13 protein-coding genes are annotated in these 14,069 nt (G+C 44.3%); 10 read left to right on the top strand and 3 right to left on the bottom strand.

From position 1 onward, the window contains the following. Positions 1 to 49: 49 nt before the first annotated feature. The 6 genes from ACTHPG_RS12440 to ACTHPG_RS12415 all read left to right on the top strand — a co-directional run bounded on the left by ACTHPG_RS12440 (position 50) and on the right by ACTHPG_RS12415 (position 7,979). Positions 50 to 610, top strand: a complete 561-nt coding sequence (locus tag ACTHPG_RS12440) for a shikimate kinase (protein WP_440389643.1) — start codon at positions 50 to 52, stop codon at positions 608 to 610. A gap of 56 nt (positions 611 to 666) precedes the next feature. After that, entirely contained in the window at positions 667 to 972 is a 306-nt protein-coding gene (locus tag ACTHPG_RS12435; RefSeq protein ID WP_440389642.1) for a hypothetical protein, read from the top strand. A gap of 223 nt (positions 973 to 1,195) precedes the next feature. Then, entirely contained in the window at positions 1,196 to 2,038 is an 843-nt protein-coding gene (licT, locus tag ACTHPG_RS12430) for a BglG family transcription antiterminator LicT (RefSeq protein WP_253438078.1), read from the top strand. 168 nt (positions 2,039 to 2,206) lie between these two features. After that, positions 2,207 to 4,144: a beta-glucoside-specific PTS transporter subunit IIABC gene (locus ACTHPG_RS12425; protein WP_440389641.1), complete on the top strand. Its 1,938-nt coding sequence runs from the start codon at positions 2,207 to 2,209 to the stop codon at positions 4,142 to 4,144. A gap of 444 nt (positions 4,145 to 4,588) precedes the next feature. After that, positions 4,589 to 6,502, top strand: coding sequence for a beta-glucoside-specific PTS transporter subunit IIABC (locus tag ACTHPG_RS12420; protein ID WP_440389640.1), 1,914 nt, complete (start codon positions 4,589 to 4,591; stop codon positions 6,500 to 6,502). Between the two features lie 34 nt (positions 6,503 to 6,536). Further along, positions 6,537 to 7,979, top strand: coding sequence for a 6-phospho-beta-glucosidase (locus tag ACTHPG_RS12415; RefSeq protein ID WP_440389639.1), 1,443 nt, complete (start codon positions 6,537 to 6,539; stop codon positions 7,977 to 7,979). Between the two features lie 133 nt (positions 7,980 to 8,112). On the opposite strand, the gene ACTHPG_RS12410 is transcribed toward ACTHPG_RS12415, so the two are convergent. Continuing rightward, a complete protein-coding gene (locus ACTHPG_RS12410) occupies positions 8,113 to 9,273 on the bottom strand; it encodes a S8 family peptidase (protein ID WP_440389637.1) in 1,161 nt (386 codons plus the stop codon). Positions 9,274 to 9,483: 210 nt separating this feature from the next. Here ACTHPG_RS12410 and ACTHPG_RS12405 point away from each other — a divergent pair, with 210 nt between their 5' ends. From ACTHPG_RS12405 to ACTHPG_RS12390, 4 genes are all read left to right on the top strand, one after another. After that, on the top strand, positions 9,484 to 10,014 hold the full coding sequence (locus ACTHPG_RS12405) for a GNAT family N-acetyltransferase (RefSeq protein WP_440389635.1): 531 nt from the start codon (positions 9,484 to 9,486) through the stop codon (positions 10,012 to 10,014). A gap of 55 nt (positions 10,015 to 10,069) precedes the next feature. Next, positions 10,070 to 10,528 carry an SMI1/KNR4 family protein gene (locus ACTHPG_RS12400; protein WP_440389633.1) on the top strand — a complete coding sequence of 153 codons (459 nt, stop codon included), beginning with the start codon at positions 10,070 to 10,072 and terminating at the stop codon, positions 10,526 to 10,528. 74 nt (positions 10,529 to 10,602) lie between these two features. Then, a complete protein-coding gene (locus ACTHPG_RS12395; RefSeq protein WP_440389631.1) occupies positions 10,603 to 11,463 on the top strand; it encodes a Cof-type HAD-IIB family hydrolase in 861 nt (286 codons plus the stop codon). A 260-nt stretch (positions 11,464 to 11,723) separates the two neighbouring features. After that, complete coding sequence (locus ACTHPG_RS12390; protein WP_440389630.1) at positions 11,724 to 11,906, top strand: YjfB family protein; 183 nt, start codon at positions 11,724 to 11,726, stop codon at positions 11,904 to 11,906. Positions 11,907 to 12,049: 143 nt separating this feature from the next. On the opposite strand, the gene ACTHPG_RS12385 is transcribed toward ACTHPG_RS12390, so the two are convergent. Both ACTHPG_RS12385 and ACTHPG_RS12380 read right to left on the bottom strand, forming a co-directional pair. Continuing rightward, complete coding sequence (locus tag ACTHPG_RS12385; protein ID WP_440389629.1) at positions 12,050 to 12,787, bottom strand: HAD family hydrolase; 738 nt, start codon at positions 12,785 to 12,787, stop codon at positions 12,050 to 12,052. A 71-nt stretch (positions 12,788 to 12,858) separates the two neighbouring features. Next, positions 12,859 to 13,908, bottom strand: coding sequence for a zinc-dependent alcohol dehydrogenase (locus tag ACTHPG_RS12380; protein ID WP_440389627.1), 1,050 nt, complete (start codon positions 13,906 to 13,908; stop codon positions 12,859 to 12,861). Positions 13,909 to 14,069 lie beyond the last annotated feature (161 nt).

Genomic DNA, 14,069 nt, shown 5'->3' with positions numbered 1-14,069 from the left:
CATAAAATTGAATTAATGGAATCAACACTACCTTGTCAGGAGTGATCGAATGAAATTGGTTATTATCTTTGGCCCGCAGGCTGTGGGCAAAATGACGGTTGGGCAAGAACTGGAGAAGATAACAAAGCTAAAATTGTTTCATAACCATATGACCATTGAATTGGTGTCTCCTTATTTCAGCTATGGTACACCACAAGGCAAAAGACTGGTCAGTCTGTTCCGTCAGGAGATTTTTGAAGAAGTGGCGAAGAGTGACCTGCCGGGTTTAATTTTCACATTTGTGTGGGCTTTGGACTTGGAGCTAGACCGAGAATACATCCGTAAGATTAGCGAGTTGTTTGAATCCCATGGAGGTCAGGTCTGCTATGTGGAACTGGAGGCTGACCCATCGGAAAGGCTGGAGCGTAACAAGAGTCCACATCGTCTGCTGCATAAGCCAACAAAGCGTGATATTGCGTGGTCTGAGCGAGATTTGCTAGATACAATGAAGAATTATCGACTGAATTCGGAGCCGGGGGAAATCACGCATGAGCATTACTTGCGGATTGATAACACACAGAAGAGCCCTGGGGAAGTGGCCAAGTTAATTCAGGAACGATTTAATTTGTAATCTGAGAAACATCTATCTTAGCAGAGTAGACTTTATATATGAGAGGGGCATTACATATGTATTTTGTTATTTTTTTGCTCATAGGACTTGTATTATGTTATCTGTTCCCATTTGGTCCAATTGTGGTCGGGGGGATTATTTTTGCACTCGTTGTAGACCAATACCGCCAGACAATGCATATGCGTGAAGATATCCGGGACATCAAGAATCATCTGGGGCTAATGAACAAAGGTGAGGCGCAAGAGTACGAGATGGATAAAGAGTACACGCAAGTGGATCGTTTGGATTCAGAACAAATGGACGTCATTAATCGAAGAATTGAAGCGGAATTGGAGAAAGAGAGAAATAAAAATAAGCCTTGAGTACATGTAAAATAATTCTTGTTTTGCTCACTCCTGTGAGTATATTTACCTAGATCGGGAGTCATGCTAATTCGATATTAAGTTTTTGTTGCACTGTGTAGAAATTTGTAATATTATGAGGGAAGCGCGTACAACATATCGGGTTGTAACTGTTGAATCAGGCAAAGCCGTATACCTTGGAAAAGGGATTGGTTTGTCTTTTTCTGTATATTGGAGTGATAAAGTGAAAATCGAGAAGGTGCTGAACAATAATGCTGTAGTTGCTATGAATGACGAACAACAGGAAGTTATTATCATAGGCCGGGGGATTGCTTACCAGAAGCGGGCGGGTGATATGGTTTCCGAACAGCATATCGACAAGATATTTACTTTACAGAATGAAGATATTCAGGAAAACTTCAAGGCATTAATCTCAAGCATTCCTCTGGAATATATGAAAGTCTCCGAGGAAATCATCGCTTACGCCAAATTAAAACTTGGCAAGAAACTGAATGAGAGCATTTACTTACACCTCACAGACCATATTCACTTTGCCATTGAGCGGTATCGGAAGAATCTGCCTATACGCAACGGGTTAATCTGGGAGACGAAGCAGCTGTACAAAGAGGAATACGAAGTGGGAATGGAAGCGCTCAATATGATCTGTGATCAGTTTGGCGTAATCCTGCCTGAGGACGAAGCCGGTTTTATGGCACTTCACTTTGTCAATGCAGCTTTGAACGAGGAAATGCCCAACATCAAGAGTATGACGCAGGTCATGCAGGAAATCTTGACGATCATCAAGTATCATTTCAAGATTGATTTTGATGAGAACTCACTGACATTCTATCGCTTTGTGACGCATTTGAAGTTTTTCGCTCAACGTTTGGTGAAGGGAAAACATTACAAGAGCAACAATGACGATGAACTGTTCCTGATGATTCAGAAAAAGTATCCAGCAGCGCACAAGTGCTCGGAGAAAATCAAGAAGTTCATTGAAAGCAACTACACGTATCAACTAACTGACGAAGAAATAATGTACTTAACGATTCATATTGAGAGAGTTGTGAATGCAACTTCTGAATAATCCCATAGATCAGCTTGCAGGGTTGCAACCACCAGGGCAAAACCTGAACGATTGAATGATAGAACATGCCGTTAACCGGATGTTCCGTACATTCAGATGTTCAGGTTTTTTTATTCTCTCCAATAGGCTTCGAATCCGTGTTTAACCAGAAAGGGAGAAAACAACTTCATGAAACACGAACAATTAGCTAAAGACATTCTGTCTGGCGTTGGTGGTAAACAGAACATCAACAGCGTGGTTCACTGCGCGACCAGACTTCGTTTCAAATTAAAAAATGATAGTAATGCAAAAACAGACGATCTTAAAAATCTGCCCGGAGTCATCACGGTAATGCAAAGCGGTGGACAATACCAGGTTGTCGTGGGTAACGAGGTCTCCGATGTGTATAAAGCCTTGCTACAGGTTGGGAATATGAATGCGGATGAACCGGTCTCCAGTGATGAGTCTGAATCTTCCGGCAAAAAAGAAAGTCTTCTGGGTCGGTTTATCGACTTGATCTCCGGTGTATTTACACCGATTCTTGGCTTGCTTGCTGCAACAGGGATGATCAAAGGTTTCTTGTCCATGTTTACTTCTCTCGAATGGCTGGACCCGGCTTCAGGAACATATCAATTGTTGAATGCTGCAGGAGACTGCCTGTTCTATTTCTTCCCAGTCTTCTTAGGTTACACAGCAATGAAAAAATTCGGTGGATCTCCATTCCTCGGGATGGCCATCGGGGCGTCACTTGTATATCCGACCTTATCCGGTCTTAGCGGGGGAGAGCCGCTGTATACGCTGTTTGCAGGCACATTGTTTGAATCGCCGATTCATATCACGTTCCTGGGCATTCCCGTTATCTTGATGAGTTATTCCTCATCTGTAATTCCGATTATAATTGCTGCTTATTTTGGAGCAAAAGTAGAAGCGTTCTTCAAAAAGATCATTCCGTCTGTCGTGAGAACGTTCTTGACGCCTTTCTTTACGATTCTGATTGTTGTTCCAGTAACCTTCCTCTTGATTGGTCCAATCGCGACATGGGCAAGTCAGCTAATCGGTGCAGGCGTATCGGGCATCTATGACTTGAGTCCATTGGTAACAGGTATTGTTGTTGGCGGTTTGTGGCAAGTGTTGGTTATCTTCGGGTTACACTGGGGAATTGTACCAATCATGCTGCTGAATCTGTCCACACTGAAGGCCGATCCGATTTTGGCGATGATGTTCGCTGCTTCCTTTGCTCAGATTGGTGCTGTTCTTGGCGTTATGCTTAAAACAAAAAATACCAAACTTAAATCACTCGGTGTTCCTGCCTTCGTGTCCGGAATTTTCGGTGTAACTGAGCCAGCGATTTATGGTCTAACTTTGCCACTGAAAAAACCATTTATTATGAGTTGTATTTCTTCTGCGGTAGCTGGTGGTATTATTGGATTCGCTGGTTCCAAAATGTTTGTGTTTGCTTCAGGCATCTTCGGTGTTCCAGCGCTGATTAGTCCAACAGCAGGGATTAACTATGAGTTCTGGATGGCTATGATTGCCACAGTTATTGCTTTTGTACTAAGCTTTGTTCTTGTTTATTTTGCAGGTTTCAAAGATCCTGCTAATCCGGAAGCTGCCAAACAGACTCCAGAGCCGGTAAAAGAAGAGAAGGCTGCACTTGAGCCTAATCCAAATAATCGTTACGAAATTGCCAGCCCAATGACGGGTGATGTCGTTCCATTGCAAGAAATTAATGATGCTACATTTGCTGGTGAACACATGGGTAAAGGTATTGCCATTCGCCCAACCAGTGGAAGAGTGGTATCCCCGATTAATGGTGTTGTACAGACGATTTACCGTACCAAACATGCGATTGGCCTTGTAGATGATCAAGGGGTAGAGATTCTGATCCATATCGGTCAGGATACGGTACAGCTCAAGGGTCAGCATTTTACAGCACATGTAAAAGACGGGGATCGTGTGAATGTCGGTGATCTGATCGTTGAATTCGATCTTCAAGCTATTATTGAGGCGGGGTATGAGACCGTAACACCGATCATTGTAACCAATACGGCTGATTATTTGGACGTGGTTCCAACAACAAATCGTGAGGTACAAGAAAAGGATAAATTGGTTACAGTTATTGGTTAATTATGCCATAAGTGTATATTTAAAAATGCACATCATGCTATTTAGGGACCATTTCGATACTTTCGAAGTGGTCCCTTTTTTTCATTTTCGATCACATTAATATATTTATGAATTTAATAAAAATAAGTGTTGCAAACCTAGTTCAGATGTACTATGATGAGTTCAAGAAGTAAGCGCATACATCAATCGGGTTGTAACTGTTCAATCAGGCAATTCCGACCATCCTCCGTTCGAGGATATGGCATGCAACTTACCTTTGTTATTAAAATGAATTAAATACCAATGTGTACAGCCTTACAGGGTTGCAACCGTTAAGGGCAAAACCTGAATTGCTGAATAACACGACTGATTTCCGGACGATCCGGTATGTTGTGTATGTTCAGTAGTTCAGGTTTTATTTGTTTCAAAAGTCATGGGGAGTCTACTTAGAGAGGGAGAATTACAATGAGCAACTACGATCAATTAGCTAAGGACATTCTATCAGGTGTAGGTGGACGCGAGAATGTAAACAGTGTATTCCATTGCGTAACAAGACTGCGGTTTAAACTGAAAAATGAAAGCGTAGCCAAAACGGAAGAACTTAAAAATCTGCCAGGTGTTATTACCGTCATGCAGAGTGGTGGACAGTATCAAGTCGTAATCGGCAACGAAGTGCCGGATGTATATAAAGCAGTTGTAAAAGCGGGGAATTTCCCAACCGAAGGTCAGTTTGAGGAGGAAGCAGACAACTCAGGCAAGAAAGTTGGATTGTTCAGTCGATTTATCGACATGATCTCCGGTGTGTTCACACCATTACTCGGTTTGCTTGCTGCAACAGGGATGATCAAAGGTTTTACAGCCATGTTTGTAGCATTTGGATGGGTCGAAAATACATCCGGAACATACCATTTGCTGAATGCACTCGGTGATTCACTGTTCTACTTCTTCCCGATCTTCCTTGGATACACGGCAATCAAGAAATTTGGGGGTTCACCGTTCCTGGGTATGGCGATAGGTGCTTCGTTAGTGTATCCTACGCTGTCCGGTTTGACTGCAGGAGATCCACTATACACTTTGTTCACAGGTACATTGTTTGAGTCACCAATTCACATTACGTTCTTAGGTATCCCGGTTATATTGATGACGTATTCAACATCGGTTATTCCGATCATTATTGCTACATTCTTCGCTGTGAAGATTGAAAGATTCTTCAAAAACATTATTCCTAAAGTGGTTAGCACATTCTTGGTTCCATTTTTCACTTTGCTCGTGATTGTTCCGGTAACCTTCATTGTAATTGGTCCAATAGCCACTTGGGCAGGTCAATTGGTTGGTGCGGGTACAACAAGCATCTATGAATTGAGTCCTATTATTACAGGTTTGGTTCTCGGTGGATTCTGGCAAGTGCTAGTACTGTTTGGACTTCACTGGGGACTTGTACCGGTTATGCTTCTTAACCTAAGTACATCGGGGGCTGATCCAGTTCTTGCAATGTCCTTCGGCGCGTCCTTTGCCCAAACGGGTGCGGTACTTGCAGTTCTGCTCAAAACAAAAAATTCCAAGTTGAAATCATTAAGCATTCCAGCGTTTATTTCCGGTATATTCGGAGTAACTGAGCCGGCAATCTATGGTGTAACTCTTCCATTGAAAAAGCCATTTATCATGAGTTGTATTGGTGGTGCTGTCGGTGGTGGTATTTTAGGATGGGCAGGCTCAAAGCTTTACGTCTTTGGTGGACTGGGTATCTTCGGTATTCCAAGTTTTATCAACAAAGAAGCAGGTCCTGATTCCGGATTCTATATGTCCATCGTTGCAGTATTGGTAGCATTCATCGTTGGTTTTGTCTTGACATACGTGTTTGGATTTAAAGACAAAGTAGAAGCTACACCAGCTCCAGCACCTGTACTTGATCCAAATCCGAACAGCAGATACGAAATCGTAAGCCCAATGGCTGGTGAAGTCGTTGCATTGAAAGAAATTAATGACGTAACGTTTGCAGGAGAGCACATGGGTAAAGGGATTGCAATTCGTCCAACCAGCGGTAGAGTGGTATCTCCGATCACAGGTGTCGTTCAAACCGTATATCGTACCAAACATGCTATTGGTCTTGTAAGCGATGATGGGGTAGAGATGCTAATCCATATCGGACAGGATACGGTCAAGCTGAAAGGCGAACATTTTACAACCCATGTAAAAGATGGAGACCGAGTTAACGCAGGTGATCTGATTGTTGAGTTTGATCTGCAGGCGATTAAGGATGCAGGATATGAGACGGTTACACCGATCATTGTCACGAACACTTCCAATTATCTGGACATTGTGGGAACGAAAGATGCAACCGTTCATGAGAAAGATAAATTGATCACGGTATTAAGCTAATCGAAATTACAGATGGTTTAGGAGGAAGTCATTAATGAATGATAAGTTTACAGCCTTCCCGGAGAATTTTCTCTGGGGAGGGGCAACCGCAGCGAATCAATTGGAAGGTGCCTATCTGGAAGGTGGCAAAGGGTTAACTACGGTGGATCTGATTCCGATTGGTGCTAATCGATGGAATATTGCTCTAGGTAATTTGGATTCATATGAGCCCAAAGAAGGGGAATTCTATCCTTCACATGAAGCCATTGACTTCTATCATCGCTATAAGGAAGATATTGCGTTATTTGCAGAAATGGGATTCAAATGCCTCAGGCTTTCCATAGCCTGGGCGCGCATTTTCCCTAATGGTGATGAAGCGGAGCCAAACGAAGCAGGCTTGCAATTTTATGATGATGTCTTTGATGAGTTATTAAAAAACAACATTGAACCTGTGGTAACGATCTGCCATTTCGATGTACCTGTTCATCTGGTTAAGAATTACGGGGGCTGGAAGAATCGCAAGATGATCGGTTTCTTTGAGAAATATGCGACGACGCTATTCAATCGATACAAGAATAAAGTCAAGTATTGGATGACGTTTAATGAGATCAATATGTTGCTGCATCTCCCTTACATTGGAGCGGGTATTGTTCTGCAGGAAGGTGAAGACAAAGATCAGGTCCTGTATCAGGCAGCACATCATGAATTGGTAGCGAGTGCACTTGCTGTTAAGGCTTGTCATGGGATTATTCCTGGTGCACAGATTGGCTGTATGCTAGCGGCTGGCATGGTCTATCCATATAGCTCTAACCCGGATGACGTATGGAAGGCTATGGAGAAAGACCGCGAGTCGTTCTTCTTCATCGACGTGCAGTCGAAGGGAGCATATCCCGGTTATACGAAAAGATTTTTCAGAGAAAATGACATTCGGATTGACATGCTACCAGAAGATGCAGAGATTTTGATGCAGAATACGGTTGATTATATCGGATTTAGCTACTATGCAAGCCGTTGTACAAGTACAGACCCTGAGATTTTGAAAGATTCGACTGAAGGCAATGTATTTGGTTCAGTGAAGAACCCTTATCTGAAAGCATCCGAGTGGGGATGGACGATTGATCCAAAGGGGCTTCGAATTACGTGTAATCAACTGTATGACCGCTATGGCAAACCTTTGTTTATCGTGGAAAATGGACTTGGGGCCACCGATGTGTTGCTAGACAATGACGCCGTTGAAGATGACTATCGCATCGAATATCTGAATAATCATTTTGCCGAGATGGCTGAAGCGATTCAAGACGGTGTAGAGCTCATAGGTTACACAAGTTGGGGACCGATTGACCTGGTCAGTGCGGGTACCGGAGAGATGAAGAAAAGATATGGCTATATCTATGTAGATAGAAATAATGATGGCACGGGCACACTGCGCAGAGTGAAAAAGAAGAGTTTTCACTGGTATAAGGATGTTATTGCGAATAATGGTGCACAGTATTTCTAATTCAGGTGTTCGCCACTACAGAATAAAACGTGTAATAAGGAATATTTTTAACGAAAGAAGGAGCATCTCACTTACAGATGCCCTTCGTTTTTTTTATTCAAGCATTGGAGCAATCAGGAGTGATAGTGGTGTATTATGGGACCTGCAAGCTCTGATAGGCATTCAGTCGCCCATATGTCCAATAGATTCCGGAGCCTGATACCGGATCAGAAGCGAAGCACAGTGCATCCCGAATCTGAGCATTGGTTTTCCCGCGTGCAGCAAGAAGTGCAGCTACTCCAGCCACATGAGGAGCAGCCATGGAGGTCCCGCTAAGGTAGGCATAGGAACCACCCAAATATGTGGATAGAATGCTATCACCCGGGGCAGCCATATCCACCCATGAACCATAATTGGAGAAATTGGATTTGAGATCGGAGGGGTTGGTTGAAGCGACAGCAATGACGTTGGGATACGATGCGGGTACAATCGGGAATGAAGTGTTGTCGTTACCGGCTGCGGCAATAATTACGGCTCCACGATCCCAAGCATACTGTACGGCAGCTTGAAGGAAAGCATCTCCCATCGGACCACCGAGGCTCAGGTTAACAACCTGTACACCGTTATTGGCAGCGTAGACAAGCCCGTTACCGACATTACCTACCGTTCCTTGCCCGTTGTTATCCAGTACCCGGAGCGGAACGATGGATGCGAGTGGTGCAACGCCTGCGATACCCGCACCATTGTTGGTAACGGAGGCAGCGATCCCGGCCACATGAGTGCCGTGACCGTTCCCATCCTCAGGAATGTTATCATAATCAACATAATCATAACCGGGGAGAAGCTTGGAGGCCAATTCCGGGTGGTTCAACTGTACACCAGTATCGATAATGGCGATTTTGACAGAGCTATTGCTTTGAGTGATGTCCCATGCGGCGGGTGCATTAATTTTTGACAGGTTATACTGGTAAGGAAAGAACGGATCATTAGGTGTGAAGGATGCCTCAACAAGGTAATTCGGTTCTGCCTGTTCAATAAGCGCATGATCTTTGTAATGTTTAAGCATCCGGTGCATTTTTTTGCGGGATTCCACACGGTACCATCCCAAATCTTCATAGGTCTCAGCGACCTTACATCTCCCTTTTTTGTGAAGGGTGTGCATCTCATCCTCCGTTGTACCTTCCTTGAATCTGACTAAGAGCTGCTTGGGAGCATGAGGGTGAAACTTGCTCTCGGCACGTTGGTCCAGATAACGACACATGGTCGTGATGATTGCTAGCAAAATGAAACCAAAAACACCTAACCATAACCACATGAGCGTTTCTCCCTCCAATATGGATTGTGACACGCCTTATCGTATGCAAACTCTATCAGACTGCGTGGGCACTTATGCAATTTGGATAGTAGTGGAGATAGATTGCTAGGGCGGGATAAATTCGGTAAGATGAAAGGAAGAGAGCAGATCTGGCAGGAATAAGTTGCAAGGAAGGGCCGGCAAGAGCTCTCAATACAGAGGATAAGGAATGTGGATGTATTGACAGAACTTCAGAATATACCGACAGTAACACCAGTTCAGGCACACCAGATTGATGATGCCATTGATTTTGCCATGCGTGTACGCAGAGAAGTGTTTCCGATGCTGGATCATACGAGATTACCTCTAGACTTCGAGCAGTTCAGTGAACATTACCTGAATTCCGATGGTTCGATTTTTCTCGTTGCAATGATGGGGGATGCGGGCATCGTCGGATCTATTGGGATATTACCATATGATGGACGTATTGAAGCCGTGGACGGTCGATATGTAGCCCGGTCTGCAGCCGAAATTGTGAAATGTTATGTAGATCCTGCTTATCGCAGATACGGCATTGGTTCGATGCTGGTAAAAGAACTGGAGAATGTGGTAAAGGATATGCAATATACGACACTGTATTTGCATACGCATCGCTTTTTGCCAGGGGCCGTAGATTTCTGGACACGCCAAGGGTTTACGGTTATTGCTGAACAGGACAATGACTGGCAGATCGTACATATGGACAAGTTGGCATGTAAGTGACACTTGAATGAATGAAGGAAAATAATATTTTAATAGTAACGGGGGAGATCTATCCATGTATTCAAGTCTGATTGAGAAGCTGGAGCATACCGAGGCTATACGCTGGTTCCCGAATCATCAAGTTCAAGAGAGCTGGATTGTTGAAGTTGAACAAGAGTTGGGTTTTTCGTTACCTCCATCGTATCGCTGGTGGCTTCTGAATTATGGTCAAGCGCTGTTAAGTGGGACTGGAATTCTGACGATTACGTCTGAAGAACATCGAGAGTATACGGATGTTGACATTTTGTATAGATACCGACTTGCCGATGAAGACGCCAAGAAGGAAGGGAAACTGGAACTGTTTGTACCGGACGAGGATGAATATTACTACTTTGATACGCAGACGGCTGATCACTTAGGAGAGTACAAGGTGATGCGTTTGGATTACTTTAATGGGGAACCTGAAGTATACGCGGATTCTTTTGCCGAATTTTTGGAGAAGTTGATCGATCAGCGAACACCACGGAATAGATGATTTTATATCAGGGAAATGCCTGTCGGCACTCGCTAGGTTAGACATAGACAACATACATAATGGGGGCTAGGCAAATGCAAGAAATGAAGCGGAAAATTGTATTTATTGATATTGACGGTACCTTGGTAGATGATGACGGAAACATTCCGTTGTCAGCGCAGAAGGCTTGCAAACAGGCTCGTGAGAATGGACATCTGCTCTATTTATGTACAGGTCGCTCCAAGGCGGAGATCTATGATTCCATCTGGGATGTCGGATTTGACGGTCTGATCGGTGCAGGTGGAGGCTATGTGGAGTTTGGCAAGGACGTGCTGTATCACAAAAGAGTGACAGCGGAAGATGTTCGCCATATGGTCGATTTCTTCAACGAACATGGCATTGATTTCTACCTTGAATCCAACTCGGCTCTATATGCAAGCAGCAATCTGCAACCTCACCTGGAACGACGCATCTATGGTGACGTGGAGAATGATCCGGTAGCGAAAGAGAAGAAGGAGCTGAAACCGCATCCGTTCATTGCTGGATTGACGTATGGAGAGGCCGACTTGTACAAGGATGACGTGAACAAAGTATGTTTCTTGGAGAGCTCGGTGATTCCGTTTGAGCGAATCAAGCAGGAATTCGAAGGCAAATTCGAAGTCATTCAGTGCACGGTGCCGATCTTTGGTGAAGGAAGTGGTGAGCTGATGATCCCTGGTATTCACAAAGCCATTGCGATTGCCGATCTGCTGGAGCATCTGGGCATGTCGCAGGAGGATACATTCGCCATCGGTGATGGCATGAATGATGCCGAGATGTTGGAGTTTTGTAACGTCGGAATTGCCATGGGCAATGCGAAGCCAGGTCTGAAAGTCATTGCAGATGATATTACTGGCACAGTTGAGGAAGATGGATTGTATCATAGTTTTGTGAAGTATGGATTGATTGAGGGGTAAGTAAAATTATGTATGAGAGTATGAAGTGAAATGAAATAGGCAACTCCCGGATGGGCAGTTGCCTGTTTGCCATGTATTTATTTCATAATTCCGGACAAGATCCAGTAGATAAATATACCGAAAGCTCCAAGGCAACCACTAAAACGAATGAAGTCTGCTTAAATATAAGTAGAGTTGTGTTATTCCTTCAACATTTGATCCTCGTTAACCGATATATATTAAGTACGTCCATAAGTAAGATAGAGAAAGGAGTACAGAGCATGGATATTGCAGCATTATCAATGGCAATGAGCCAGGCTTCAGTAGTGCAGTCGGCAAGTTTGCAAGTGATGTCTATGTCGAAAGACATAGCACAGCAGCAAGGTCAGCAAATGACTGAAATGTTAAAGTCACTTCCGGCTCCTCATCCCAATCTGGGTGGAAGTCTCGATCTTTCGGTTTAGTTGATATTACACCTGTGTTCTCATGTAATACCCATTGCAGCAAGCAAAACCCGAACAGCTCCAATTCCAATGAATTGAAGCCGTTTGGGTTATTTTTTTCTATAAATAGTCCCAGGTCCGTTAATTCCAGAATTACGATCTTTTCAGCGCAGCTTCGCCAGGCTTGGCGATCTGCCTTCAAAGGGTAATGTGTTCTTCAAGGTCCATAACTCATCGTAACTGGAAATCTGAAGATCGGCTTTGGATAAGTCCTGATTTCCTGATCCTGGATTGTGATAGCCGATGCAGCGCATGCCTGCGCTTTTGGCGGCCTGAACACCATTGCGAGAGTCTTCGATCACCAGACAATTCGACGGGGATGCGCCAATCATTTCAGCTGTGGTCAGGAAAATATCTGGTGCAGGCTTACCCTTTTCGACTTCCTCTCCGGTCATTCGTACCTCAAAGTATCGCCCAAGTCCAGTCTTGTCCATGATCAAATCAATCAGTGCACGTGGAGAGGAAGAAGCAACGGCTATGGGAATGTGTTGCTCTTGCAGCCAGCTTAACCAGCGTTCCACGGAAGGCATTGCCGTCAAGTTGGAGTGAGCCAGCATGGTTTGCATCACATTATGCTGATGATAAACCAGTGCTTCTTCCAGCGTAGCTGTCAGTTGATGTGTGTCCAATACTTGCTGCCACATGGATTGCAGCGTAACTCCAACATAAGTGTGGTGTTCTTCTTCCGTCATCACTACGCCAAAATGGGCAAAGGAGCTACGCTCAATCTCGAAATAAATCGGTTCGCTGTCAATCAGTACACCATCCATATCAAAAATAACTGCTTGAATGATGTTATCATCGGCCGCACCCAGTCCGCCAGACTCTTGGTTTGCTACCATGTTGTATTCCTCCTCCAGGATTGTGTAAACATGTATCTCTGATCTAATCCATTCATGGTTAGCTTTCCAACTTAGAAACTGGAACTGCTGGATTGCAGCACAACTTTAATGGCATGTGAAGAGGCTTGAAGTGTACGTCCCTGAATATCGCAGCCAAGTGTGCGGAACGCCTCTTCGTAATCTTCCAGTGGGAAGGAGTGGGTGATGATTTTTTTTGCTGGAATGATTTCTTGCTCAATCATGTAATGTGCTGTTGCGAATGTGCCCAGAGAATCGATGGAACCAATAATTTTCAGACTGCGGTCCACGACTTCTTTTGGATTAAACGACGTATTTCCATCTCTTAGACCTACCAACATCAGATAACCGCCACTGGCGAGCTGGGAGAGCACTTGTGTACCTACAACACCTGTTGTATCCACAATCATATCGACCTGATGAGTTGCGGGTGACAGCGATTCTATCGCATTTTCGAAGGATGAATGAACCTCCCAACGCTCTGGTGCAATGGAGCCGGCTATGGCCAAGCGTTCCTCCGAGATGTCGACCAGACAACCGGTAACACCTTTGGACGCGAGCGCGTAGCTGTACAGAATGCCAATCGGGCCTGCGCCGAGGATGATCGTTCTGAAATTCGGCAGTAGATGGATCTGATTAATTCCTGTCAGCATGCAACTGAGCGGTTCCGTCAACGTCGCTTCCTCATAGCTCACATGATCCTTTAATTTGTACAAAAAGCGATCTTCGGTCACATAATAATCCGTAAATGTCCCGTCAGCACTTACACCTGTCTCCGTAACAGACTTATGTGTACAATGATTTTGCCTGCCTGTTCTGCACATGTCACATTGTCCGCAGTAGTAGGTAGGATCAATCACAACACGGTCACCCGGTTGTAATGTCGTTACCGCAGAGCCAACATCGATGACTTCTCCTGCAGACTCATGACCGAGTATGACGGAAGGGACCGCATGATATTTGCCGCTGACAATACCGAGATCGGTACCACATACGCCTGTCGCCCGAATACGAACCAACACCTGATTATCTCTTGTAATTTCCGGGACAGGTCGTTCCTCAAGTGCAACATCCCAGGCAGATTTGTATACCAATGCAAGCATGATATGACCTCCTTATAATTATAAAAATTGTATTTCAGATTACACGATAACGAAGAGAACAGAACAAACATGGAGAAGCGGAGCGTTCGCCTTTATCAACGGGTTTTTCCCTTGGGAAAGGGAATCAAAAAAATCCGGGGATAACAGCGATCGAAAGGTTG

It is taken from the genome of Paenibacillus sp. SAF-068 (assembly GCF_051967555.1).
In the GTDB taxonomy this organism is placed as follows: domain Bacteria; phylum Bacillota; class Bacilli; order Paenibacillales; family Paenibacillaceae; genus Paenibacillus.
Note: the sequence above shows the minus strand (reverse complement) of the source record. Positions and strands in the feature narration are given on the sequence as shown.

Coding starts and splice junctions, on each gene's coding strand:
- ACTHPG_RS12420 (WP_440389640.1), top strand. CDS start 4,589: ATGAGCAACTACGATCAATTAGCTAAGGACATTCTATCAGGTGTAGGT.
- ACTHPG_RS12400 (WP_440389633.1), top strand. CDS start 10,070: ATGTATTCAAGTCTGATTGAGAAGCTGGAGCATACCGAGGCTATACGC.
- ACTHPG_RS12425 (WP_440389641.1), top strand. CDS start 2,207: ATGAAACACGAACAATTAGCTAAAGACATTCTGTCTGGCGTTGGTGGT.
- ACTHPG_RS12410 (WP_440389637.1), bottom strand. CDS start 9,273: ATGTGGTTATGGTTAGGTGTTTTTGGTTTCATTTTGCTAGCAATCATC.
- ACTHPG_RS12380 (WP_440389627.1), bottom strand. CDS start 13,908: ATGCTTGCATTGGTATACAAATCTGCCTGGGATGTTGCACTTGAGGAA.
- ACTHPG_RS12385 (WP_440389629.1), bottom strand. CDS start 12,787: ATGGTAGCAAACCAAGAGTCTGGCGGACTGGGTGCGGCCGATGATAAC.
- ACTHPG_RS12435 (WP_440389642.1), top strand. CDS start 667: ATGTATTTTGTTATTTTTTTGCTCATAGGACTTGTATTATGTTATCTG.
- ACTHPG_RS12390 (WP_440389630.1), top strand. CDS start 11,724: ATGGATATTGCAGCATTATCAATGGCAATGAGCCAGGCTTCAGTAGTG.
- ACTHPG_RS12395 (WP_440389631.1), top strand. CDS start 10,603: ATGCAAGAAATGAAGCGGAAAATTGTATTTATTGATATTGACGGTACC.
- ACTHPG_RS12415 (WP_440389639.1), top strand. CDS start 6,537: ATGAATGATAAGTTTACAGCCTTCCCGGAGAATTTTCTCTGGGGAGGG.
- ACTHPG_RS12440 (WP_440389643.1), top strand. CDS start 50: ATGAAATTGGTTATTATCTTTGGCCCGCAGGCTGTGGGCAAAATGACG.